Genomic DNA, 24,500 nt, shown 5'->3' with positions numbered 1-24,500 from the left:
CGAAAAGCCGGGGGCGCCGGACGAGTTCATGAGTACTGGGGTGGGTGGGGTGCTGTACTGCGGGCGGACATACCGCCGCGTCCCCACCCCTTGCGTCGTCGGCCGGCTGCGGGCCCGTAGCCGCGTCCCCACCCCTTGCGCCGTCGCCCGGCTGCAGGTCCTTCCGTGCTTGCTCGCGCCCGGGGCATGGACCCGGCCCTCGTCCCGCTCCCGCCCCCTGCCTCCGCCTTCCCTCCCTCTAGCGCTCCTGCCGGGGGTCACCCGGTAGGAGCGCGACACGCAAGGAGCCCCATGCGAACCCGTACCCCTGTCACGATCATCGGAGCCGGACTCGGTGGCCTCGTCCTGGCCCGTGTCCTGCACCTCCACGGCATTCCGGTCACGGTCTACGAGGCGGAGTCCTCCCCGACGGCGCGTGCGCAGGGCGGGATGCTCGACATTCATGAGCGCAGCGGTCAACTCGCCCTCAGGGAAGCAGGATTGATGGACGAGTTCCGCGGCATCGTCCTGGAGGGCCGTCAGGCGTTACGGCTTCTCGGCCGGGACGGGACCGTCCTGTTCGACAGGGCCGACGACGGTACGGGCGGCAGCCCCGAGGTGCAGCGCGGCGAGCTGCGGCGGATGCTGCTCGACGCGCTCCCCGACGGCACCGTCCGCTGGGGCCGCAAGGTCATCGGCGTCCGCCCTCTCGCCGAGGGCCGCCACGAGGTGACCTTCGCGGGCGGTACCACGATCGTCACGAGCCTTCTCGTGGGCGCGGACGGCGCCTGGTCACGCGTCCGGCCGCTGCTCTCCGACGCCCAACCCGAATACGTCGGCCGGTCCTTCGTCGAGACCTCCCTGCACGACGCCGACAGCAGGCACCCGGCCACCGCGAAAGCGGTCGGCGGCGGCACGCTCGTGGCGCTCGACCCGGACGAGAAGGGAAAGTGGCTCGTGGCCCACCGGGAGAAGGGCGGGACCCTCCACGCCTACATCACCCTGACGAAGCCTCAGGACTGGTTCGCCGCCATCGACTTCACCGATGCGGCCGCGGTCGCCGCGGTCGCCGAGGTCGCATCGGCCGCCGCGCGGATCGTGGAGGAGTACGCCGGCTGGGCGCCGGAACTCACCGCCCTGATCACCGGCGGCCAGATCCCGCCAGTCCTGCGCCCCCTGCACGCCCTGCCGGTCGGACACCGCTGGGACCGGGTGCCGGGTGTGACCCTGGTCGGCGACGCCGCGCACCTCTCCACCCCCAACGGCGAAGGCGCCAACCTGGCCATGCAGGACGGCGCCGAACTCGGAGAGGCCCTCGCCGCACACCCCGACGACATCGAGACCGCCCTCACCGCGTACGAGCGAGGGCTGTTCCCCCGCGGCGCCGCGGCTGCCACCGCAGTCGCCCACGACCCCACGCCCCAGGAAATGATCAACTTCTTCACCACCTGAGGACACGGGGACATGAGGGCGAGCGAAGACCCCCTTGCGCCGGACGCTGTCCGTGTAGTCCGCTGAGCCGCATGGGGAAGAGAAGCATGGCCGCAATGACCGCCGCCCTCGTCGCGGGGTCCCTTCTGATGGGCGTACCGAACGCGGGGGCGGAAGCCGCCGGACACGGCGCCGACAGGTCGACGAAGTCCACCAGGTCGCCTCTCGCGCCCGGAGTCGACCTGGACACCGTGACGATTCCGGAGTTACAGACGCGCATGGCGCACGGTTCGCTGACCTCGTCGGCGCTCACCCGGGCCTACCTGAGACGGATCGAGAACGTCGATCCCAAGATTCACGCCGTGCTGCGCACCAGCCCGACGGCGCTGCGCCAGGCGGCCGCCAGCGACGCCAGGCACCGGCACGGCAAGACCCTCGGTCCGCTGGACGGCATCCCCGTCCTGCTCAAGGACAACGTGAACACCCGCGACATGCCGACGACGGCCGGGTCGCTCGCACTCGCCGGGAGCCCGCCCGCCACCGATGCCGTGCTCGTGACCCGGCTGCGCAGGGCGGGAGCGGTGATCCTCGGCAAGACCAACCTGTCCGAGTGGGCCAACTTCCGTGCCGCCAAACCGACTTCGGGATGGTCGGCGGTGGGCGGACAGACCAACAACCCCTACGTCCTCGACCGGAACCCGTGCGGCTCCTCCGCCGGCTCGGCCGCCGCGCTCGCCGCGTCGCTGTCGCAGGTGGCGATCGGCACCGAGACGGATGGCTCCATCGTGTGCCCGGCCGGGATGAACGGCGTCGTCGGCCACAAGCCCAGCCTCGGCCTGGTCAGCCAGTCGGGCGTGGTGCCGATCTCCGCCGAGCAGGACACGGCCGGGCCCATGGCGCGCAATGTGATCGACACCGCGCTCACGCTCTCGGTGCTGAGCGAGGGGCAGGGCGAGGCCCGGGAGACGGCGGCAGGCCCCGCCGCCAGCCTCCGCGGCAAGCGGATCGGCCTGTGGCGCCTGCCCTCCCTCGGCCCCGAGGTGGACGCGCTGATGACCCGTACGGCGAAGAAGCTGCGCACGGCCGGAGCCGAGGTCGTCGAGGTGACACCCCCGTACCAGGCGCGACTCGCCGAACTCGAATTCGCGGCGCTGCTCAGCGAGTTCCACCGGGACATCGACGCCTACCTGAGCACACGCAAGGGCCCCCGGAACCTGGCCGAGCTGATCGAGTTCAACCGCTCCCACCCCGAGGAGCAGTCCTGCTTCGCAGGCCAGGAGCTGTTCGAGCAGGCCCTCGCCGCTCCCCCCACCACCGACCCCAAGTACCGTGCCATGCGCGCCGAGTTGAAGGACCTCTCCAGCCGCTCCATCGACGAGACCATGGCGGCCCACCACCTGGACGCCATCGCCTCGCCCACGAACCCGCCGGCCTGGACGACCGACTGCGCGCGCGGCGACAACGACGTCATCCCGTCCTCCACCCCGGCCGCCGTCGCGGGCTACCCGTCCCTCTCGGTACCCGCCGGGTCCGTGGACGAACTGCCGGTCGGCGTACTCCTGATGGCCGGCGACCACCAGGACGCCAAGCTCCTGTCGCTGGGGGCCGCGGTGGAGAACCGCCTGAAGGCGTGGCGGGCACCGCGCTACCTGCCGACGACGTGACGCGGGGCTGAGCCTCCCGGGAACGGGAGGCTCAGAGCCAGTCCCGCCGCTTGAAGATGAAGTACAGGCTCACGCAGACCACGGCCATCAGCAGGATCGCGAAGGGATAGCCGAACGCCCAGTTCAGCTCCGGCATCGCGTCGAAGTTCATGCCGTAGATCGTGCCGACGAGGGTGGGGGCGAAGAGGATCGCCGCCCATGAAGAGATCTTCTTGATCTCCTCGTTCTGCTGGAAGCCCGCCTCCGCCAGCGCTCTCATCTCCGCGTTCTGTTCCTGCGTCACCAGTGTCGCGTTGACCGTCAGGATGTCGGCGAGGGCCTGGCGGAAGCCGTCGACGCGTTCGCTGGTGTGTGTGACGTGGTCGGCCACGTCGCGGAGGTAGCGCTGGAGTTCCTCGTCCGTGCGGTACTTCGCGAAGCCCGCCATCAGGGCGTGCAGCATGCCGACCAGGGGGCGGGTCGCGCGTTGGAACTCGACCATTTCGCGGGAGAGTTCGTAGATGCGGCGGGAGACTTCCGGGTCGCCGCTGAAGACCTCGGTCTCGATCTCGTCGATGTCGTTCTGGACGCCGGAGACGACGGGGGCGTAGCCGTCGACCACCGCGTCGAGGATCGCGTAGAGGACGGCCTCCGGGCCCAGTTTGAGGAGGTCGGGGGTCTCCTCCATGCGGCGGCGGACCGCCGAGAGGTCGGGGGCCGCGCCGTGGCGGACCGTGATCACGAAGTCCGGTCCCACGAAGACGTGCAGCTCGCCGAAGTCCACCTCCTCCGGGGCGTCCAGATAGCGGGCCGCGCGCAGGACCACGAAGAGGGTCTCGCCGTACCGCTCCAGCTTCGGGCGCTGGTGTGCCTCCATCGCGTCCTCGACCGCCAGCTCGTGCAGGTCGAACTCGGCTGCCAGGGAGAGGAGTTCGGCCTCCGTGGGGCGGGCCAGGCCGATCCACGCCATGCCGTGCGGCTCCTCGCGCAGCTCGCGGTACGTGTCCGCGAGTGAGTCCGGCGAGGAGACCCGTACGCCGTCGCGGTAGAGCGCCGCGTGCACGATGCTGCCCGGCTGGTGCGCGGGCGAGGGAGTGGGCGGGGGCGGGGTGTGCGGTGTGCGGTCGGGGGCGCGGCCCGTCGTGGACGGCTTCGCCAGGGACGCGGCGCGTCGCCACGTGTGCTTCTTCGACCCCGGTGCGGGGCGGCGTGCGCGGCGTTCTGGCATGGGGGCTGACCTCCCGGTCGGGGATTTCCTCGGCACGTTCGCGTCAGTTCGTGGTGGTTCGGCGGACGCCGTGAAGGATAGCCGTGCGGGACATACGTCCCAAAAGTTGGGAGATGCCTCCTCAGGGTTGGGGGCGGGGGCGGGGGCGGGGTTGGGTTGGCTCCTTGGCCCCCTGGCGTCTTGCGGACCGTAGCTGTCCTCGGCTCTCGCTACCGTTCCGGCATGACCAAGACGACCGGTGCCCCCGTCCTCAGCACCCGCGCCCTCAACCGCGCCACCCTCGACCGGCAGCTCCTGCTGCGGCGGGCGCCCGTCGGTGAGGTGTCCGTCAGCGACGCCGTCGAACGTCTCATCGGGCTCCAGGCGCAGGAGGTGAAGCCGCCCTACTTCGCGCTGGCCGCTCGGCTGGAGGGGTTTGCGCCCGAGGCTCTCTCCGGGCTCATCGAGCGGCGCGAGCTCGTGCGCATCGTCACCCTGCGCTCCACCATCCACCTCCACACCGCCGCTGACGCCCTCGGTGTGCGGCCGCTCGTGCAGGTGGCCCGTCGACGGGAGCTGAACGCCTTTCGCAAGGGGCTCGTCGGGGTCGACCTCGACGAACTCGCCGTGCTGGCACGGGCCTTGGTGGAGGAGGAGCCCCGCACCATGAAGCAGTTGCGTGCGGAGTTGTCCCAGAAGTGGCCGGACGGTGATCCGCAGTCCCTCGCCGTGGCCGCCCGCTGCTTGCTGCCCCTTGTGCAGGTCACACCGCGCGGGCTGTGGCGGCGCAGCGGCCAGGTCGCGCTCACCACCGTCGAGAAGTGGGTGGGGCGGGGAGTGGTGGTGGGCGATGCGGACGCGTCCGGACTCGCGGACCTGCCCGGTCTCGCGGACCTGTCCGGTCTCGGCGGCCTGCCCGGCCTCGACGACCTCGTACTGCGCTATCTGCGTGCCTTCGGGCCCGCCTCCGTCAAGGACTTCCAGACCTGGGCCGGTCTCACCCGGACCCGGGACGCCTTCGAGCGGCTGCGGCCCGGGCTGCGAACCTTCCGCAGCGAGGCGGGAGTTGAGCTGTTCGACCTTGCCGATGCGCCGCTGCCCGACGAGGACACCTCCGCGCCGGTCCGCTTCCTGCCCGAGTTCGACAACCTGCTGCTCTCGCACGCCGACCGGACCCGTGTCATCCCCGCCGCCCACTGGGGGCGCAGCTGGAAGGGGAACATCGCCTACCGGACCTTCCTGGTGGACGGGTTCCTGGCCGGGGTGTGGGCCCTTGATGAGGGGAGGGACGGGAGGGACGGGGGTGATGTGCTCACCGTTCAGCCCTTTGGAGCGCTGTCCCGGGCCCAGCGCGGCGAGGTCCAGGCCGAGGCCGCCCGCACCCTCGATGTGCTCGGGGCCTCCTCCTCGTACGACATCCGCTTCGGCACGGTCATCCCCGGCTAGCCGTCGTCCCCGAAGGCCAGCCTGGTGGTCCCGACACCAGGTCAGCCACGCACTCCCCGGCCGGCCTGCGGCCCCCTCACGATGAGCGCATGAATCGACGCATCACCCTGATCACCGGTGCCACCCAGGGCCTCGGCCGTGCCCTCGCCCTCGATCTCGCCGAGCGCGGGCACACCCTCCTCCTGCACGGCCGGGACCAGGGGCGCCTGGACGCCGTCGTGGCCGAGGTCGGGGACGCATCGCCGGGCGCCGACGTCCGCACCTACCTCGCGGATCTCGGCGACCTCGACCAGGTGCACGCCCTCGCCGACCGGATCCGGGCCGCCGAACCACGGCTCGACGGAGTCATCCACAACGCCGTCGCGGGCGGCGGGGCCGAGCCGCTGCGCCGGGAGGTGAGTGCGCAGGGGCATGAACTGCGGTTCGCCGTCAATCACTTGGCGCCCTATGCCCTGACCCGGGGGCTGCTGCCGCTGCTCACCGCCTCGGCGCCCGCACGCGTCGTCAACGTCGCCTCGATCGGGCAGGAGGCCATCGACTTCGATGATGTGATGCTGGAGCGCGGGTATGAAGGGTTGCGCGCCTACTGCCGCAGCAAGCTCGCCTTGATCATGGCTACGTTCGAGCTGGCCGCCGAGCTGGAGGGCAGTGGTGTCGTCGTCAATACGCTCCACCCCGCGCACCTGATGGACACCAACGGTGTGCGTGAGTACGGGCTGACGCCCGCTGTCGGTGTCGACGAAGGGGTGCGGCCCACCGTGCGGCTGCTCGTCGATCCCGCGCTGGAGGGGGTCACCGGCCGCTACTTCGATCAGTTCACGGACGTACGGGCCCATGAGCAGGCGTACGACGGGGAGGCGCGGGCCCGGCTCATGGAGCTGACCCGCTCTCTCGTGGAGCGGGCTCCCCTGCCGTCCTAGTCCGCCCGGCCCGTCGCCGCCACCGTCACACCGAGCCCGATCATCGTGAACCCGCCCGCACCGCCGATCATCGACAGGCGGCGGTCGGAGCGGGCGAACCAGGTGCGGGCCGCCGACGCCGTCAGGCCCCACAGGGTGTCCGTGACCAGGCCGATGCTGATCGGGACCAGGCCCAACAGCAGCATCTGGAGCGGGAGTCGGCCCGCGCCGTGGTCCACGAACTGGGGCAGCACCGCAGCAAAGAACACGATGCCCTTCGGGTTGGTCAGGCCCACCAGGACGCCGTCGAGGACCGTCCGGAGGTCGCCGTGGGCCGGGCCCGTCGGCGCCGTCCCGATCGCGGACGCCTTCATGTCCTTGCGGTGCCGGAACGCCTGGACGCCGAGCAGCACCAGGTACGCCGCGCCCGCCAGCTTCACCGCCATGAACACCGCCACGGAACGCTCCACGGCCGCGCCGACACCGAACGCGACGGCCACGACCAGCAGATACGAGCCGAAGACATTGCCGAGCGCCGTCGCCACCGCCGTGCGCCGGCCGTGTGCCAGGGCCCGGCCGATCACGAAGAGCACGCTCGGTCCTGGAATCACGATGACCAGCAGTGACATCGCGGCGAAGGCCAGGAATCGGTCGGTGGACACCATGTCGCTCTACACCCCCGTGTGTTGTCTGTCCCCCCCCGTATCCCCAGGGTGTCCGAGTCCTTGGAGGTGCCCCCCAAGGCGTCTGAGTCCTAGGGTCCCCCAGGCGTCCGAGTCCTTGGGGGTGCGGGGATCGTACGTCTCAAGGGCCCTATGGAAGCAGGCCCGCCCGCCGGGCCGCCACCACCGCTTCCAGACGCGTGTGTGCGCCCAGCTTCCGCATGGCCGAGCGGAGATAGCCCTTCACCGTCTCCGGGCGGAGCCCGAGCCGCTCCGCCGTCGTCGCGTTCGTCGCGCCGCCCGCCACACACGCGAGCACGTCCACCTCCCGGGGTGCCAGGCTCACCGGGCGGGCCGGTGGGGTCATCGTCGCGCCCGCCGTCGCCAACTGGCCGCACACCGACAGGAGTTCTGCCCGCAGCGTCGGGTCCAGCACCCGTGGAGCCAGGGCCCGCAGCGCGCCGTGCGCCTCACGGATCTGCTCCCATGCGCCGCTCGCCCCGGGGCCCGGCACCGGTTCGCGCGCCGTCGCGAGCAGGTCGTGGGCCTCGTCCCGTACGACCAGGGACTGCTCCACGTCGCGGGCCGCCGCCACCGCCGCCGCGAGGGCCCGGTCGCCCAGGGGCTGGGCCGAGCGCAGGGCGCCGTACAGGACGCCGCGCACCCTGCGGCGCACCACCACCGGTACGGCGAGCACCGAGCGCAGGCCCTCCGTCTCCACCGCCACGTCGTACTCATGGCTGATGTGGCGCGAGACCCGGTAGTCGGTGACCGCGCACGGGCGGGAGAGTGCGATGGCCTTGCCGCCCAGGCCGCTGCCGGAGGCGATGGTGAGGCCGCGCAGTACGTGTGTGCCGGTGCCGCTCAACTCCGCGATGCGGACCCGGCGTCCGCCCCTCTGGCCGACGGTGCCTCTGCCGGTTCCCGTGTCCGCGGCGTCCACGGTGTCTTCGATCAGACCGCCGAAGGCGACGGGCAGGTCCGTGCCGCGGCGCAGCCGCACCAGCGCGGCCCGCATCTCGATCGCCTCACCGGCCCCGCCGGCCGCACTTGCCTCAGCCGTCACGTGCTCCGCCCTCTCCCTGTACGGCACCCCCGTTCGGGGGTAGTGCGACCCGCATCACGCATTACACGATGTGGGGCAGCGTCCGGCAAGGAGGAGGACTTCCGGTGACTGAACAGGTGAATGAACACCCGTACGGTTCGCTCTCGTACGCCCACGGCACCAGCACCACCGCCCTCCTCCCCGACACCATCGGCCGCAATCTCGACCGGGCGATCGAGGCGTGGCCGGGCCGCGACGCGCTGGTCGACATGGCCTCCGGGGCGCGCTGGACCTATGCCGAATTCGGCGCCACCGTCGACGCGTTGGCGCGCGGGCTGATCGGGGCCGGGGTCGCCAAGGGGGACCGGGTCGGGATCTGGGCGGTCAACTGCCCGGAGTGGGTGCTCGTGCAGTACGCCACCGCGCGCATCGGCGCGATCATGGTGAACATCAACCCGGCCTACCGCGCCCATGAGTTGGCGTATGTGCTGAAGCAGTCCGGGATCTCGCTGCTCGTCGCCTCGCTTGCGCACAAGAGCAGTGATTACCGGGCGCTGGTGGAGGAGGTGCGGGGGGACTGTCCCGCGCTGCGGGCCGTGCACTACATCGGGGACGAGGTGTCGTGGGGTGCGCTCGTGCGGGCGGGGGAGGGGGTCGGCGTCGCCGAACTCCGGGACCGTGAGGGTGAGTTGAGCTGTGACGACCCCGTCAATATCCAGTACACCTCCGGGACCACCGGCTTCCCCAAGGGCGCCACGCTCTCCCACCACAACATCCTCAACAACGGCTACTGGGTGGGCCGTACCGTCGGCTACACCGAGCAGGACCGGGTCTGTCTGCCCGTGCCCTTCTACCACTGCTTCGGCATGGTCATGGGCAACCTCGGCGCCACCTCGCACGGGGCCTGCATCGTCATCCCCGCGCCGTCCTTCGACCCCGTCGCCACCCTGCACGCCGTCGAGCGGGAGCGCTGCACGTCCCTGTACGGGGTGCCGACGATGTTCATCGCCGAGCTGAACCTCGCCGACTTCGCGACGTACGACCTCTCCTCGCTGCGCACCGGGATCATGGCGGGCTCGCCGTGCCCGGTGGAGGTCATGAAGCGGGTGGTGGCCGAGATGCACATGGAGCAGGTCTCCATCTGTTACGGCATGACCGAGACCTCGCCGGTGTCGCTGCAGACGCGCATGGACGACGACCTGGAGCGGCGCACCGGGACGGTCGGGCGGGTGCTGCCGCACATCGAGGTGAAGGTCGTCGACCCGGCGAGCGGGCGCACGCTGCCGCGCGGCGAGTCCGGTGAGCTGTGCACACGCGGCTACAGCGTGATGCTCGGCTACTGGGACGAGCCGGAGCGGACCGCGGAGGTCCTGGACGCGGGGCGGTGGATGCACACGGGGGACCTCGCGGTCATGCGCGAGGACGGGTACGTCCAGATCGTCGGGCGCATCAAGGACATGATCATCAGGGGTGGCGAGAACATCTACCCGCGTGAGGTGGAGGAGTTCCTGTACGGCCACCCGAAGATCGCCGATGTGCAGGTCGTCGGCGTCCCCGACGAGCGGTACGGGGAGACCCCGCTGGCCTGCGTCATCCTGCGCGACCCGGCGAACCCGCTGACCCTGGCCGAGCTGCGGGAGTACTGCGCCGGGCAGTTGGCCCACTACAAGATCCCGTCCGGGCTGCGGATCCTGACCGAGTTCCCGATGACGGTCTCGGGCAAGGTGCGCAAGATCGAGCTCAGGGAGCGGTACAGGGTCTGACCCTGCGTACGGGGCCTGACCCTGCATATGGGGCCTGACCCTGCGTACGGGGCCTGACCCCTCGTACGGCGTCGCTACCCGCTCGTGCCGATCAGGTCGTCCGCCGCCCCGTTCACCGGCTGCGGCGTGCCCGTCAGGTCCAGTACGAAGAGGGGCACTCCCAGTTCGTCCGCGCGGTCGCGGGCGTCGTCCGCGTAGCCGGAGAGGGAGAAGCAGGCGCACTCCGCGTCCTGGGTCAGGCCGGTCAGCCACACGCATTCGACGTCCCGCAGTGAGGCGGGGCGCACCGAGGGCTCGACCTGGGCGACGATGCCGCGCGCGCAGACCCGTACCCCGGACGGGGGCCGCTGGCTGCCGCCGCTGATGTCCTGGAAGCCGAGCCAGCGCAGATAGAGGGCGACCGCCGTCACGGCGTCGCGGACCGTGCGGATCGTCATGGGCTCGAAGGCCGGGCGGGGCCGGGGGGAGAGGAACCGCTTCCGGGGTTCGGGCGAGGCCGGGGCTGCTGCGGGCCCGGGCGGTCCGGGAGGCTCTGCCGGCTCAGGGGTCTCTGCCGCCTCCGCCGCTTCCGCGGTCCCTGCCGCCTCCGCCGCCTCCGCCGCCTCCGCGGGCTCTGCCGGTTTCGGGGAATCGAGTCGTACGGGTATCCGCAGCACCGCCCCGCACCCGCACCCCAGCTCCGGCTGCGGCCACTGGTCCTTGCGGCCGCACGCACCGCACCGCACCGTGACCCACTCGTCGGACCAGGACCGGTCCGTGACCGGGGCGATGACCGTGCCGCGGGCCATGGGCGGGGTGACGGGGGCGCCGCACGCGCAGGGGAAGGCCGGCGGTGCGTAGGTGTGCTGGCGGCCGCAGACCGGGCAGCGCACCGGGACGCCCTCGCCGGCGGCGGGGCCGGTTCCATCCATGGACCTGGACATGGGGTCATCGTCCACCAACGGGGTGGGGCGCGGCAGTGGGTTTGGCACAACAGACGGCTCTTGACGGTCTCCCTCACGCCCCCTACATTGCTTCCATATAGCAGAACATAATTTCCACGATACGGAAGTCGCCGCGAAGGCGAGGCCCGGACCACGTGGAGCAGGAACGGAATTCACAAGCTCACCGCGGGGCGCGCCGGGAGCCGGAATCCGCAAGCCGAAGCAGGAGTACTCAATGGCTCGTATGACCGCTGCCGCCGCGGCAGTTGAGATCCTCAAGCGCGAGGGCGTCACCAACGCGTTCGGCGTGCCGGGCGCCGCTATCAACCCCTTCTACAAGGAGCTCAAGAACGTCGGGGGGATCGATCACACGCTGGCCCGCCACGTCGAGGGTGCCTCCCACATGGCCGAGGGCTACACCCGGGCCAACCCGGGGAACATCGGTGTCTGCATCGGTACGTCGGGTCCCGCCGGCACCGACATGATCACCGGTCTGTACTCCGCGTCCGGTGACTCCATCCCGATCCTGTGCATCACCGGCCAGGCCCCGAGCCACCTCCTGCACAAGGAGGACTTCCAGGCCGTCGACATCGCCTCGATCGCCAAGCCGCTCACCAAGATGGCCGTCACGGTCCTGGAGGCCGCGCAGGTCCCGGGCGTCTTCCAGCAGGCGTTCCACCTGATGCGCTCCGGCCGTCCGGGCCCGGTCCTGATCGACCTGCCCATCGACGTCCAGCAGACCGAGATCGAGTTCGACCCGGAGACGTACGAGCCGCTGCCGGTCTACAAGCCGACCGCGACCCGCGCCCAGATCGAGAAGGCGATCACGTTCCTGGTCGAGGCCGAGCGCCCGCTGATCATCGCCGGTGGCGGCATCATCAACGCGGACGCCTCCGACCTGCTGGTCGAGTTCGCCGAGATCACCAACACCCCGGTCGTCCCGACCCTGATGGGCTGGGGCACCATCCCCGACGACCACGACCTGAACGCGGGCATGGTCGGCCAGCAGACCGGCCACCGCTACGGCAACGCCACGTTCCTGGAGTCGGACTTCGTCCTCGGCATCGGCAACCGCTGGGCCAACCGTCACACCGGCTACAAGCTGGACGTGTACACCAAGGACCGCACGTTCGTGCACGTCGACATCGAGCCGACCCAGATCGGCAAGATCTTCGCGCCGGACTACGGCATCACCTCGGACGCCAAGGCCGCCCTGGAGCTCTTCGTCGAGGTCGCCAAGGAGCTGAAGGCCGCGGGCAAGCTGCCCGACCGCTCCGAGTGGGTCGCCTCGCACCTGGAGCGCAAGTCGACGCTGCAGCGCCGTACGCACTTCGACGACATCCCCATGAAGCCGCAGCGCGTCTACGAGGAGATGAACAAGGCGTTCGGCAAGGACACGCGTTACGTCACGACGATCGGCCTCTCCCAGATCGCGGGCGCGCAGATGCTGCACGTCTACAAGCCGCGCCACTGGATCAACTGCGGCCAGGCGGGCCCGCTGGGCTGGACCATCCCGGCCGCCCTCGGCGTCGCCAAGGCCGACCCGGACACCCAGGTCGTCGCGCTCTCCGGCGACTACGACTTCCAGTTCATGATCGAGGAGCTGGCGGTCGGTGCGCAGCACCGCATCCCGTACGTCCACGTCCTGGTGAACAACGCCTACCTGGGCCTGATCCGGCAGGCGCAGATCGGTCTGGACATCAACTTCCAGGTCAACCTGGAGTTCGAGAACCAGAACAGCCCCGAACTGGGCGTCTACGGCGTCGACCACGTCAAGGTCGCCGAGGGCCTGGGCTGCAAGGCGATCCGCGTCACCGACCCGGCCGAGCTGGGCACCGCCCTGGAGCAGGCCAAGAAGCTGGCGCAGGAGTACCGCGTCCCGGTCGTCGTCGAGGCGATCCTGGAGCGCATCACCAACATCGCCATGAGCCCCACGGCCGACATCAGCGCGGTCAAGGAGTTCGAGGAGCTCGCCACGGAGCCGGGGCACGCCCCGACGGCGATCCGTCCGCTGAAGGTCTGAGTCAGACACCCGCACCACAGAAGGGGCGGTCCACCCGAGCGGGGTGGGCCGCCCCTTCTGTTGTCAGCTGTCGATCGCCGTCAGCCGTCAGCCGCCAGCCGTCGGTCAGTAGGGCACCTCGGCGCACCACGTCTCCGCCCAGGCGGAGGCCCCGTGGCTGTTGGCCGCGCGGACCGCGACACAGATCTTGTCGCCCGAGTACGGGCCGTTGATCGTGTAGCTGGTGTTGCCGGTGGAGAGGATCGTGTCGACGTTCTTCTTCGTGTACTGGCTGCCCTTGTTGGTGTAGTGGATGTCGTACTTCGTCGCCCGGGGGATCGCGTCCCAGGTCACCCGGAGCGGCATGTCGCAGGCCCCCACGCAGCCGTGGACCCACTCGAGCTTGTAGGCCGTCAGGGCGGGCGGCTTGGAGCCGCTGGACGAGCCGCCGGAGCCGGACGAGCCGCCCGAGCTGCCGCCGCTGTCCGAGCCGGAGGAGCCGCCGGAGCCGGAACCGCCGCCGTCGGAGCTGGACCCGCCGTCGCCGACGGAGCCGGTGTCGCCGCCCCCGCCGGACGCGCTGCCGCCGCTGTCGCCGCCCTGCTTGCCCGAACTGCCCTCGCTCTCCTCGGAGTCCGGGTCGTCCTTGCCCTTCTTGTCGTCCTCCTTCTTGCCGTCCTTGCCCTTGTCGGCGTCCCCGTCCTTCTTTTTCTTCTTGGAGGGGGAACTGCTGGGCGTGGCCGGTGAGTTGTCGGCGCCGGGGGTGGCGCTCTGGCTGGTGCCCGGCGGCTTGGCCTGCGTCCCGTCCCCGCCGTCCTTCCCGAAGGGCTGGAGCTGGAGCAGAGCGGCCGTGCCGCCGCCGATGGCGAGCACAGCGACGATGGGCAGGGCGATGAGGGTGCGGCGCCGGCGGGGGCGCCGTTCGGAGTCCTCGGCCGTGGCGGCCCCGCGCGCCGCGATGACCGCGGCGGCGGCCGCCTCCGGGCTGCGCTCGTCGTCCTTGGGGCGCAGGCCCACCGTCGCCCGGTCCACGGGAGCCTCCTGTACGGGCTCCTCACGCAGCGGTGTCGCCTCCGCGTCCAGCAGCTGCGCGGACTGCTGGGCGAGGCGCGCGACGACCTTCGCGGGCAGCCAGGCGGCGCGGGTGGACGAGGGGCGCGGGCGCTCGTCGTCCGCCAACAGCTCGTCGACGCCCGGACGTTCGTCGATGTCCTTCGTCAGGCACCGGGCGATGAACGCGCGCAGCGGGGCGTCCTTGATCCGCGTCAGATCGGGCTCGCCCTCCACGATCTGGAACATCACCGCGTGCTGGTTGCTGGCTCCCTGCCCGAACGGCAGCTGCCCGGTCGCCGCGTACGTCAGCACGCAGCCGAGCGTGAACACATCGCTCTTCACGCCCGCGCGCTCGCCGCGCACCTGCTCCGGCGACATGAACCCGGGCGAGCCGACGGCCATTCCCGTGCTGGTCAGCAGGGACTCGACGGATGTCTCCATCGCCCGGGCGATCCCGAAGTCGATGACCTTCATGCCGTCCACGGTCAGCATCACGTTGGACGGCTTCAGGTCGCGGTGCACGATCCCGGCGCCGTGGATGTCCTTGAGCGCCTTCAGGAGGCCGTCGGAGAGCGCGTGCAGGGACTCGGCCGGGAGCGGCCCGTGGCGGCGTACGACCTGCTCCAGGGAGAGCCCGGGGACATAGCCGGTGGCGACCCACGGCGGCGCGTCGGCCGGGCCCGCGTCGAGTACCGGCGCCGTGTACTGCTCCCCGACCCGCCGCGCCGCCTCGATCTCGCGCCGGAAGCGCGCTCTGAACTGGGCGTCGGACACGTGCTCTTCGTGCACGACCTTCACGGCGACGGTCCGCCCGCTGTCCGAGCGCGCGAGGAACACGCGGCCCATGCCGCCGGCGCCGAGGCGCCCGAGCAGCAGATACGGCCCGATGCGCGCGGGGTCGCTCACCAGCAGCGGCTTGATGCCCCCGTCGACGAAGTCGTCCTGGTCGTCCTCGTTCGTACCACTCATGATGCTTTGAATCCCCCGACTGATCTCGCCCGGTCACTGGCGCAACCCGGTTGAGAATAGTGGCTGTTGATGTTCGCGGTGAAGGCGAGGTCGGGCCGGCTGAGCCGCTCAGAAGACGACCTGCGCCAGCCAGGGCACCGTCGCCCCCGCCAGCGCCAGGATCACCCCCGCCACGGTCTGCCCCGTGATCGTGGAGCTCGGGCTGCTCGCGACCATGGCGAGCAACTCGATGTTGCGGGCGGTCTGTTCGTCGACCGGGCGCCGGGCCGTGGGCACCTCCTCCGGCAGCAGCTCCGAGATCTTGCGCAGGCTCTCGGCCTTGGCCGCGCGGATGGCCATGGACAGGCGCCACTGGGGGACCAGGGAGAAGGCGGCGTCCATGAGGAGGGTCACGGTGATGACGGCCCACTTCACCACGGAGACGCTGGTCGCGCCGGGCGGCCCCGAGTAGGCCCAGGTGAGGACCGGGAACAGCCCGGCCACCGTGCCGAGGGTGACCATCAGCGAGGCCAGGCGGTACGCCGACGACAGCGTCTCCATGCCGGGGGTGCGCGCGGGCGCGGACCAGAGCAGCTTCACGTTGCCCCGGTGCGCGACGAGGGTGGTGAGGTGGCCGCCCTTGAGCAGCCAGTAGCCGCAGGAGCCGAACAGGGCGCCGGTCCAGGCGACCGCGGCGTACGACGTGAGCGACATGAAGAGGAAGGGCCCGTGGCCGAGCCGGACGCCCCTCGCGGACAGCGAGTTGGCCACCAGGAGGCAGCCGGGGAAGAGCGCGCCGCCGACGGCCATGGCCCGCAGCTGCCGCCACCGGGACGTCACGGTGTCCAGCCAGGCGTGCACGGCCGTGCGCCCCGCCGGGGTCAGCATGGGGTCCAGGTCCTCGGCGACGCCGAGGAAGAGGCGGCACACGTACCAGTGCGCACCGACGCCGAAGACGTCGAGGACGACGAACCAGGCGGTCCAGAGCACATACGAGGGGATCTTCAGCTCGTGCGCCAGACCCGTGCCGATCGCCACCCCCATGAGCAGCAAGGGGGCGGCGGAGACGAGAGCGAAGCACAGCGCGCGGCGGCGGTCCCAACGGGCGCCCCCGGAAGGGGACATGGAGAGCCCCGCGAGGCGGAAGACCACGAAGTTGGGAATGTCGTCGGCGGGCCAGCGCCGGTACAGGTCGCCTTGCTGCGGCATGGCTGACCGATACCCAGGCGGGGGTGCGCACGCACACGGCCCGGGCGCGCACGCACAAAAGAGCGGCGAGCACGGGCACAAGAGAGCGGCGAGCACGGGGACCGTCCCGTGCTCGCCGCTAGTTGCTGCCGCCCGACGACGGGCGACTGGCAGGACATGCATACCTGTCGCCGGGCGGATTCTGTGGAGGCGATGGGTGGGACCGCGGCGGCAGCGACGGACCGTGGGTTCCTCTTCCCTCAGGTCGAGAAGGGGAGCCCAGGACCTTTACCACCGCACTGGCTCGCGAGCCGCCGCGGTCCTCGCCTTGCCCGTGCCACGGGACCACCCCTCATCCGGGTCCGTGGTGCGGGCTCATCGCCGGTGAGTCGACCTCCCGTCAACTCACCGGCGAAGCTGGGGAGTCACTACTGGTCCGAGTCCTCGCGCAGGGCGCGGACGGCCTCTTCGACGCGCTTGCCGTAGTCGGCGTCGGCGGCGTGGAAGTGGGCCAGGTTCTTCTCGATGACGTCGTCGCGGGAGACCTGCGAGAGGCCGCCGGCGATGTTCGCCACGAGGCGGGACTTCTCGTCCTCCGACATCAGGCGGAAGAGCTCACCGGCCTGGAAGAAGTCGTCGTCCTTGGTGTGGGCCGGGGCCTCGTGCGTGCCCGTGTAGCCGTTGATGGCGAGCGGGGCGGACAGCGGCTGGCCGGTCTCGGCCGGGCCGTCGTACGAGTTGGGCTCGTAGTTCTTGCGCGAGCGGGCGTAGGCGTTGGCCGCCATCAGGCCGTCGCGGCCGTAGTTGTCGGCCTGGGTCGCCTTGGGGGCGTTCACCGCGAGCTGGGTGTGGTTCACACCGAGGCGGTAGCGGTGGGCGTCCGCGTAGGCGAAGAGGCGGCCCTGGAGCATCTTGTCCGGCGACGGGCCGATGCCCGGCACGAAGTTGTTCGGGGAGAACGCGGACTGCTCGACCTCGGCGAAGACGTTGTCGGGGTTGCGGTCCAGGACCAGGCGGCCGACGCGCTGCAGCGGGTAGTCCTTGTGCGGCCACACCTTGGTGAGGTCGAACGGGTTGAAGCGGTACTCCGCCGCGTCCGCCGCCGGCATGATCTGCACGTGCAGGGTCCAGGACGGGTTCACGCCGCGCTCGATGGCCTGCAGCAGGTCGGTCTGGTGCGAGTTCGGGTCCTTGCCCGCGATCTCGGCGGCCTGCTCGGAGGAGAGGGAGCGGATGCCCTGGTTCGTCTTGAAGTGGTACTTGACGAAGAACGCCTCGCCCTTGGCGTTGGTCCACTGGTAGGTGTGGGAGCCGTAGCCGTTCATGTGGCGGTACGAGGCGGGGATGCCGCGGTCGCCCATGAGCCAGGTGATCTGGTGCGTGGCCTCGGGGGCGTGCGCCCAGAAGTCCCAGACGTTCTCCGGCTCCTGCTTGCCCGTGAAGGGGTCGCGCTTCTGGGAGTGGATGAAGTCGGGGAACTTCAGCGGGTCCTTGATGAAGAAGACCGGGGTGTTGTTGCCGACGAGGTCATAGTTGCCCTCTTCGGTGTAGAACTTCAGGGCGAAGCCGCGGGGGTCACGGACGGCGTCCGCGCCACCGAGGTTGTCGGCCACGGTCGAGAAGCGCAGGAAGACCTCGGTGCGCTTGCCGACCTCCTTGAGGAAGTCCGCGTGGGTGAAGCCGGTGACGTCGTCGGTCACCTCGAAGTAGCCGTACGCGCCGGAGCCACGGGCGTGCACGACGCGCTCCGGGATGCGCTCACGGTTGAAGCGGGCGAGCTTCTCCAGCAGGTGCTGGTCCTGGAGGAGGAGCGGGCCACCGACGCCGGCGGTGGCGGAGTTCTGGTTGTCGGCGACGGGAGCGCCGGACTCGGTCGTGAGCACACGCTTCGACATGGTGGCGAGGTGACCTTCCGTACGGAACTGCTGGAACTGCTGACGGTGACGCGAGACTAAGAGCGCCTGACCAGCTAAGTCAACAGTTTGTTGAAGTTGAGTGAACGGGCATGGTTCCGGGCCGCGGCGACGCTTGGGCGCGACAGGACAGGTGTCAGCGCCGCCGCGACCCGGAAGTCTGTGAGCCGCTGTGGCGGCGGGTGGGCCGCCGTCACAGCAGGCGTTGCAGCTGGTCTTACAGCTGGGCGCCGGAGAGGCGCTCGACCGCGCGGAGCAGCGCGGAGTGGTCCAGGCCGCCGTCACCCTGGGCGCGCAGGGAGGCGACGAGCTGGGCGACCGTGGCGCCGACCGGGAGGGCCGCACCGACATTGCGGGCGGCGTCGGTGACGATGCCCATGTCCTTGTGGTGCAGGTCGATCCGGAAGCCGGGCTTGAAGTCGCGGTTGAGGAAGTTGTCCTTCTTGCGGGTCAGGACGGTCGAGCCCGCAAGCCCCCCGTTCAGGACGTCGAGCGCGGCCTTCAGGTCCACGCCGGACTTCTCCAGGAAGACCACGGCCTCGGCGCACGCCTGGATGTTGACGGCGACGATGAGCTGGTTGGCGGCCTTGACGGTCTGGCCCGAGCCGTGCGGACCGCACAGCACGATGGTCTTGCCGAGAGCGTCGAAGATGGCCTTGGCCTCGTCGAAGTCGGCCTTCTCGCCGCCGACCATGATGGACAGGACGGCCTCGATGGCACCGGCCTCGCCACCGGAGACGGGGGCGTCCAGGACGCGGATGCCCTTGTCCTTGGCGGCCTTCGCCAGGTCGACCGAGGTCTGCGGGGTGATCGACGACATGTCGATGAGCAGCGCGCCCGACTTGGCGTTCTCCAGGATGCCGTCGGCACCGTACGCGATGGCCTCGACCTGCGGGGAGGCGGGCACCATGGTGATGACGACGTCGGCGTCCTTGACGGCCTCGGCGATCGACGTGGCGGCGGTGCCGCCGGCGGCCGCGAGGCGGTCCAGCTTGTCCTGCTCCAGGGTGAAGCCGGTGACGGAGTATCCGGCCTTGATCAGGTTCTCGGACATGGGCGAGCCCATGATGCCGAGGCCGACCCACGCGATCTTGGGGAGGTTGCTCATGAGGGTACTGCCTTTCTCAACTACTGGTGTACGAGGGTGAGTTGGCGCTCAGCGAAGGCGCCCGGCGCTCAGCGAAGGCGTCCGGCGGGCGGCGCTCAGCGCGCGGCGCGGGCCTCGCGGGGCAGCCACTCGAAGGAGGCGGCGGCGTCGGCGGCCTTGTACTCCAGGCCGACCCAGCCCTCGTAACCGACCTTCTTCAGCTGGTCGAGGAGCTCCTCGAGGGGGAGCGAGCCGGTGCCCGGAGCGCCACGGCCCGGGTTGTCGGCGATCTGTACGTGGCCGGTCTTGGCGGCGTACTGCTCGATGACCGACGGGAGGTCCTCGCCGTTCATGGAGAGGTGGTACAGGTCCATGAGGAACTTCGCGTTGCCCAGGCCGGTCGCCTCGTTGACCTTGTCCACGATCTCGATGGCCTTGGGGGCGCTGACGATCGGGCAGAGCGGCGACTCGGGCTTGTTCAGGGCCTCGATGAGCAGGATCGCGCCGACGCGGTCGGCCTCACGGGCCGCGAGCACCAGGTTCTCCAGGGCGAGCTTGTCCTGCTCGGCCGGGTCCACACCCTCGACGCGGTTGCCGTAGAGGGCGTTGAGCGCCTTGCAGCCGAGGGACTGGGCGAAGTCCGCCGCGACCTTGAGGTTCGCGCGGAACTTGTCGCTCTCCTCGCCGGGGACGGAGAGGGCGCCGCGGTCGGGGCCGGGGAGCTGGCCCGCGTAGAAGTTCAGGCCCACCAGCTGGACGCCCGCGTCCTCGATCGCCTTCTTCAGGGCGTCGAGCTCGGCCTGCTCGGGGGTGGGGGCGTCGACCCAGGGCCACCACAGCTCGATGGCCGTGAAGCCGGCCGCCGCGGCGGCCGCGGGGCGCTCCAGGAGCGGGAGCTCGGTGAAGAGGATCGACAGGTTCACATTGAAGCGCTGGTCGGTGTACGCCATGAGGAGTTCCGCGCTCCTTCCGTATTGCGGAAGTTCATTTCTGCTTGATGGAAGACTGCCTGCGATCCGTCGAAGCTGTCAAGAGGGGGCTGCCAGAAATCAAGAACCGCGCAGTAGGTTGTCGCCGTGCGATTGAGAGTGGAGTTCACGACCGAACCCTTCGACCTCGACGAGGCCCCGCCCCACGCGGTCGTCGCCCGTGAGGTCATTCAGGGGGCCCAGCTGGACGCGGTGGATGTCGGCCCGTTCGGCAACACCGCGGAGGGCGGCGCCGACGCGGTGCTCACCGCGGTCGACGCGCTGCTGCGCAAGTCCCTGGCCGCGGGTGCGACGCGCGTCTCGCTCCAGGTGAACGTGGTCGGCGAGTCGGGTGAACCCGACGAGCCGGTGGAGGGGGCTGACAGATGACCGGGATCGGGGAGGACCCCTTCGTCACGGCGGTCAAGCCGCTCGTCGACGCGATGGGCGGCCAGATGCTGGACCCGGACGAGGCGGGTACGGACGACGTCGTACTCAGCTGGGAGGGCCGCGACGTAATCGCCGTACGCCTGCCGCAGCTCGCCGACTCGCTCGACCATATTCTGCTCGCCCTGGAGCGCAAGCAGGGCCGCCCCCTGGCCGAGCTCGACCGGAAGGCGAAACAGGAGGTCGTACGGATACTGGAGGCGCGCGGCGCCTTCTCCGTGCGCCATGGCGTGGAGACTGTGGCGAGCGCCCTAGGCGTCAGCCGCTTCACTGTGTACAACTACCTGAACAGGGAAAACTCCGCCGCCAAGGAGAAATAGCGCGGTCGTCGCGGAGGAGTCGCCCGGTCACGGAGAGCGCCTCGCGTCACTAAGAGCAAGCAAGCCGTCACCCGAAATGCCGGGTGGCGGCTTCTTTGTTCAAGAGATTTCAACAAAGTGTTGACGCGGTGTTGTTGAAGGTCTTAGCTAATGCGCAGCCCGTCCAGCACAAGGCCACGGAGGCTTCCCGTGACTTCGAGCAATACCCCGGGACTTTCCCGGTTCAACGCCTTGGAGGAGGCCGCGGCCACCGCCGCGCTCCACGAGGCATGCGCCTCTTCGGCGTGGGGAAGCAAGCTGCTTGCCCAGCGCCCCTTCGCCGCCGTCGACGCCCTTCTCGTCGCGAGCGACGCCGCCATGGCCGAGCTCACCGCCGAGGACCTGGCCGAGGCGATGGCGGGGCACCCGCCGATCGGGCGCCCGAAGCCGGGAGACCCGACCTCCGCCCGCGAGCAGCGCGGGATGGCCGGGGCCTCCGAGGAGCTCAAGGCCGAACTGCTCGAACTGAACCTGGCCTACCAGGAGAAGTTCGGACACGTCTTCCTCATCTGCGCGACCGGCGCCACCGCCGAGTTCATGCTCGGCCAGATCAAGGTCCGGATCGACAACGACGCGGAGCAGGAGCGGGAGATCGTCCGCACCGAACTGGGCAAGATCAACCGCATCCGTCTCAACCGCCTCGTAGAAGAAGGGGAGTGACCCGACCGATGAGCACCGAGACCACCGCTTCGGTGTCCACGCACATCCTGGACACCAGCATCGGCCGCCCCGCCGAGTCCGTCGCCATCTCGCTCGCCGCCCGCTCGGGCAGCGACGCCGCGTGGCAGCACCTCGGCAAGAGCGCCACCGACGCGGACGGGCGCTGCAAGGACCTCCCGGCGCTGCCGGAGGGCACCACCCACGTACGGCTCGACTTCGAGACCGAGGCGTACTTCCTGAGCAAGAACAACCAGCAAGCCGAGGCGCAGCAGGACGCCCCCGCGAATCGGGACAGCGGCACGAACGGAGCGTTCTTCCCGGAGGTGGCGATCACTTTCGCCGTCAAGCCGGGCGAGCACTACCACGTGCCGTTGCTGCTCAACCCGTTCGGCTACTCCGTTTACCGAGGGAGCTAGCAGACATGCCCACCATTCTGGGTCAGAACCAGTACGGCAAGGCTGAGAACCGGGTCGTAAAGATCACGCGGGACGGCGACACCCACCACATCAAGGACCTCAACGTCTCGGTCGCCCTCTCCGGTGACCTCGACGACGTCCACCTGACCGGCTCGAACGCCAACTGCCTGCCGACGGACACCACGAAGAACACCTGCTTCGCGTTCGCCAAGGAATTCGGCATCGAGTCCGCCGAGCAGTACGGCATCCACCTGGCCCGGCACTTCGTCGACAGCCAGCCCTCGATCCACCGGGCGCGCATCCGCATCGAGGAGTATTCCTGGGAGCGCATCGCCGGGTCCGACTCGAACTCCAAGTTCATCGGCTCCGACGAGGTCAAGCACTCCTTCGTCCGCAAGGGCCAGGAGACGCGGCTCGTCCAGGTCACCTACGACGGTGAGAAGTTCGAGGTCCTGTCGGGTCTGAAGGACCTGACGGTCATGAACACCACGAACTCCGAGTTCTGGGGCTACATCAAGGACCGCTACACGACGCTGAAGGAGGACTACGACCGCATCCTCGCGACGTCGCTGTCCACCTGGTGGCGCCACACCTGGACCTCCGACGAAGAGCGGATGCCCAACTGGGAGAAGTCCTACGAGCAGGCCAAGAAGCACATCATCCAGGCTTTCGTGGAGACCTACTCCCTCTCGCTGCAGCAGACCCTCTTCCAGATGGGTTCGCGCGTCATCAACAACCGCAGCGAGATCGACGAGATCCGCATCTCGGCGCCCAACAAGCACCACTTCCGCCAGGACCTCTCCTTCTGCGGCGTGGACAACGAGGCCAAGGACGGCGCCGTGTACTACGCCGCCGACCGCCCGTACGGCCTGATCGAGGCCACGATCCTGCGGGACGGCGCCGACCAGCGCATCCCGGTCGACATGACCAACCTCTGACGCGGGACGCGCGCCCCCGCTCCGCCGCAGTGAGCGGGGGCGCGCCACACCGGAGGGAACGACAGCAATGGCACAGCCAGCAAAGGGGCCGGCAGCAGCCGAGGGCCCGTGTTCCACCCCACCGGAGAAGGCCGGCACACCGGCTGACACAGCTGACGGCGACTCAACTGCCGCCTGTCACCCGGTGGATGAAAAGCTCCACTTCTCGCGGCTCGTCCCCGCCGCTCTCCAGCACATCGCCGCCATGTACGCCGGCGTCGTCACCCCTCCGCTCATCATCGGCCAGGCCGTCGGCCTGGACACCGCCGCCCAGACGCGGCTCATCGCGGCCAGCCTGCTCATCGCCGGGCTCGCCACCATCCTGCAGACGCTCGGCGTCAAGGGCTTCGTCGGCAACCGGCTGCCCTTCGTCAACGCCGCCTCCTCCGCGGGCATCGCGCCCATCCTCGCCATCGCCGAGAACAGCGCGAAGGGCCATCAACTCCCCGCCATCTACGGCGCGGTGATGGTCGCGGGCGTCTTCTGCCTCGCCGTCGGACCGTTCTTCGGACGGCTGCTCCGCTTCTTCCCGCCGCTCGTCACCGGCGTCGTCATCACCCTCATCGGTGTGACCCTGATGCCCGTGCCCGTCACCTGGGCGCAGGGCGGTGACAAGGAAGCCGCCGACTTCGGCGACATGCGCTTCCTCGCGCTCGCCGGGTTCACCCTCGTCGTGATCCTGCTCTTCCAGCGCTTCGGCCGCGGCTTCCTCAAGCAAGTCGCCCTGCTCATGGGCCTGTTCATCGGAACGCTCGCCGCGATCCCGTTCGGCCTCGCCGACTTCAGCTCCCTCAAGTCGGCGCCCGTCGCCGCGCTCCCCACGCCCTTCGCCTCCGGCGCCCCCGAGTTCCAGCCCGCCGCGATCCTCTCGCTGTGCATCGTGATGCTGGTCCTGATGACCGAGTCCTCGGCCGGGATGCTCGCCCTCGGAGAGATCTGCGAGCGCAAGACCGACGGGAAGACCATCACCCGCGGCCTGCGCACGGACGGCATCGCGACGCTCGTCGGCCCCGTCTTCGGCGGCTTCCCCACCTCGGCCTTCGCGCAGAACGTGGGCGTCGTCTCGCTGACACGTGTCCGCAGCCGGTACGTCGTCGCCGTCGCCGGTGGCGCGCTCATCGTGCTCGGCGCCTTCCCGGTGCTCGGCGCGGTCGTCAACACGGTGCCGATGCCGGTGCTCGGCGGTGCGGGCATCGTCCTCTTCGGCTCGATCGCGGTCAGCGGCATCCGTACGCTCTCCGAGGCCGGACTCGACGACAGCTCCAACATCATCCTGGTGGCCGTCTCGCTCGGCTGCGGCATCATCCCGCTCGCCGCGCCCACCTTCTACGCCGACTTCCCCGCCTGGGCGCAGACCGTGCTCGGCTCCGGCATCAGCGCCGGCGCGCTCGTCGCCGTCTCGCTGAACCTCTTCTTCCACCACCTCGGCACCCGCGGCAGCACCACCGCCGCGGCACTCAAATCCTCCTAGGGTCCTGCCGTGC

Annotated in this window: 21 protein-coding genes; 12 read left to right on the top strand and 9 right to left on the bottom strand. The window is 70.1% G+C overall.

Features of this window, described 5'->3' with window-relative positions; all coding sequences use genetic code 11:
- Positions 1–291: 291 nt before the first annotated feature.
- Together ACFWYM_RS37105 and ACFWYM_RS37100 are read left to right on the top strand one after the other, a co-directional pair.
- The gene (locus ACFWYM_RS37105) at positions 292–1,431 is read left to right on the top strand and encodes an FAD-dependent oxidoreductase (protein WP_384847311.1); all 1,140 of its coding nucleotides are present in this window, start codon (positions 292–294) and stop codon (positions 1,429–1,431) included.
- A gap of 71 nt (positions 1,432–1,502) precedes the next feature.
- Positions 1,503–3,074, top strand: coding sequence for an amidase family protein (locus ACFWYM_RS37100; RefSeq protein ID WP_384847309.1), 1,572 nt, complete (start codon positions 1,503–1,505; stop codon positions 3,072–3,074).
- A gap of 31 nt (positions 3,075–3,105) precedes the next feature.
- Here the strand turns inward: ACFWYM_RS37100 and ACFWYM_RS37095 are convergent, their stop codons facing one another.
- A complete protein-coding gene (locus ACFWYM_RS37095) occupies positions 3,106–4,281 on the bottom strand; it encodes a magnesium and cobalt transport protein CorA (protein WP_384847307.1) in 1,176 nt (391 codons plus the stop codon).
- Between the two features lie 222 nt (positions 4,282–4,503).
- Between ACFWYM_RS37095 and ACFWYM_RS37090 the strand changes: the two genes are divergently transcribed.
- Both ACFWYM_RS37090 and ACFWYM_RS37085 read left to right on the top strand, forming a co-directional pair.
- Positions 4,504–5,706 (top strand): winged helix DNA-binding domain-containing protein, encoded by a 1,203-nt coding sequence (locus ACFWYM_RS37090; RefSeq protein ID WP_384847305.1) that lies wholly within the window; start codon positions 4,504–4,506, stop codon positions 5,704–5,706.
- Positions 5,707–5,795: 89 nt separating this feature from the next.
- Entirely contained in the window at positions 5,796–6,626 is an 831-nt protein-coding gene (locus ACFWYM_RS37085; RefSeq protein ID WP_384847303.1) for an SDR family NAD(P)-dependent oxidoreductase, read from the top strand.
- Here ACFWYM_RS37085 and ACFWYM_RS37080 read toward each other — a convergent pair.
- Positions 6,623–7,270: a LysE family translocator gene (locus ACFWYM_RS37080; RefSeq protein WP_384847301.1), complete on the bottom strand. Its 648-nt coding sequence runs from the start codon at positions 7,268–7,270 to the stop codon at positions 6,623–6,625. The two genes, ACFWYM_RS37085 and ACFWYM_RS37080, sit on opposite strands and share 4 nt — an antisense overlap.
- Before the next feature lie 148 nt (positions 7,271–7,418).
- Complete coding sequence (locus tag ACFWYM_RS37075) at positions 7,419–8,285, bottom strand: response regulator transcription factor (RefSeq protein WP_384847319.1); 867 nt, start codon at positions 8,283–8,285, stop codon at positions 7,419–7,421.
- Positions 8,286–8,437: 152 nt separating this feature from the next.
- On the opposite strand from ACFWYM_RS37075, the gene ACFWYM_RS37070 reads away from it, so the two are divergent.
- Positions 8,438–10,075 carry an AMP-binding protein gene (locus ACFWYM_RS37070; RefSeq protein WP_384847299.1) on the top strand — a complete coding sequence of 546 codons (1,638 nt, stop codon included), beginning with the start codon at positions 8,438–8,440 and terminating at the stop codon, positions 10,073–10,075.
- Between the two features lie 74 nt (positions 10,076–10,149).
- On the opposite strand, the gene ACFWYM_RS37065 is transcribed toward ACFWYM_RS37070, so the two are convergent.
- Positions 10,150–10,998: a hypothetical protein gene (locus tag ACFWYM_RS37065; protein WP_384847297.1), complete on the bottom strand. Its 849-nt coding sequence runs from the start codon at positions 10,996–10,998 to the stop codon at positions 10,150–10,152.
- Positions 10,999–11,233: 235 nt separating this feature from the next.
- On the opposite strand from ACFWYM_RS37065, the gene gcl reads away from it, so the two are divergent.
- A complete protein-coding gene (gene gcl / locus ACFWYM_RS37060; RefSeq protein WP_384847295.1) occupies positions 11,234–13,021 on the top strand; it encodes a glyoxylate carboligase in 1,788 nt (595 codons plus the stop codon).
- Positions 13,022–13,126: 105 nt separating this feature from the next.
- On the opposite strand, the gene ACFWYM_RS37055 is transcribed toward gcl, so the two are convergent.
- From ACFWYM_RS37055 to ACFWYM_RS37035, 5 genes are all read right to left on the bottom strand, one after another.
- Positions 13,127–15,022, bottom strand: coding sequence for a protein kinase (locus tag ACFWYM_RS37055; protein WP_384847293.1), 1,896 nt, complete (start codon positions 15,020–15,022; stop codon positions 13,127–13,129).
- Positions 15,023–15,130: 108 nt separating this feature from the next.
- Positions 15,131–16,210, bottom strand: a complete 1,080-nt coding sequence (locus tag ACFWYM_RS37050) for a hypothetical protein (RefSeq protein ID WP_384847291.1) — start codon at positions 16,208–16,210, stop codon at positions 15,131–15,133.
- 407 nt (positions 16,211–16,617) lie between these two features.
- The gene (locus ACFWYM_RS37045; protein WP_384847289.1) at positions 16,618–18,084 is read right to left on the bottom strand and encodes a catalase; all 1,467 of its coding nucleotides are present in this window, start codon (positions 18,082–18,084) and stop codon (positions 16,618–16,620) included.
- A gap of 235 nt (positions 18,085–18,319) precedes the next feature.
- Positions 18,320–19,210 carry a 2-hydroxy-3-oxopropionate reductase gene (locus ACFWYM_RS37040; RefSeq protein WP_384847287.1) on the bottom strand — a complete coding sequence of 297 codons (891 nt, stop codon included), beginning with the start codon at positions 19,208–19,210 and terminating at the stop codon, positions 18,320–18,322.
- A gap of 95 nt (positions 19,211–19,305) precedes the next feature.
- Positions 19,306–20,139 carry a TIM barrel protein gene (locus ACFWYM_RS37035; RefSeq protein ID WP_384847285.1) on the bottom strand — a complete coding sequence of 278 codons (834 nt, stop codon included), beginning with the start codon at positions 20,137–20,139 and terminating at the stop codon, positions 19,306–19,308.
- 126 nt (positions 20,140–20,265) lie between these two features.
- Here ACFWYM_RS37035 and ACFWYM_RS37030 point away from each other — a divergent pair, with 126 nt between their 5' ends.
- The 6 genes from ACFWYM_RS37030 (at position 20,266) to ACFWYM_RS37005 (ending at position 24,487) form a co-directional block, all read left to right on the top strand.
- A complete protein-coding gene (locus tag ACFWYM_RS37030; protein WP_384847283.1) occupies positions 20,266–20,547 on the top strand; it encodes a hypothetical protein in 282 nt (93 codons plus the stop codon).
- Complete coding sequence (locus ACFWYM_RS37025; RefSeq protein WP_384847281.1) at positions 20,544–20,924, top strand: helix-turn-helix domain-containing protein; 381 nt, start codon at positions 20,544–20,546, stop codon at positions 20,922–20,924. Before ACFWYM_RS37030 ends, ACFWYM_RS37025 begins: the two co-directional genes overlap by 4 nt.
- A 189-nt stretch (positions 20,925–21,113) precedes the next feature.
- Complete coding sequence (gene uraD, locus ACFWYM_RS37020; RefSeq protein ID WP_384847279.1) at positions 21,114–21,623, top strand: 2-oxo-4-hydroxy-4-carboxy-5-ureidoimidazoline decarboxylase; 510 nt, start codon at positions 21,114–21,116, stop codon at positions 21,621–21,623.
- Positions 21,624–21,631: 8 nt separating this feature from the next.
- Positions 21,632–22,039 (top strand): hydroxyisourate hydrolase, encoded by a 408-nt coding sequence (gene uraH, locus ACFWYM_RS37015; RefSeq protein ID WP_384847278.1) that lies wholly within the window; start codon positions 21,632–21,634, stop codon positions 22,037–22,039.
- Between the two features lie 5 nt (positions 22,040–22,044).
- Complete coding sequence (pucL, locus tag ACFWYM_RS37010; protein WP_384847275.1) at positions 22,045–22,977, top strand: factor-independent urate hydroxylase; 933 nt, start codon at positions 22,045–22,047, stop codon at positions 22,975–22,977.
- A gap of 67 nt (positions 22,978–23,044) precedes the next feature.
- Entirely contained in the window at positions 23,045–24,487 is a 1,443-nt protein-coding gene (locus tag ACFWYM_RS37005; protein ID WP_384847273.1) for a nucleobase:cation symporter-2 family protein, read from the top strand.
- Positions 24,488–24,500: the final 13 nt, after the last annotated feature.

Origin of the sequence: Streptomyces sp. NPDC059009, assembly GCF_042740175.1 — a bacterium.
In the GTDB taxonomy this organism is placed as follows: domain Bacteria; phylum Actinomycetota; class Actinomycetes; order Streptomycetales; family Streptomycetaceae; genus Streptomyces.
This window is presented reverse-complemented; position numbering and strand designations above follow the sequence as displayed.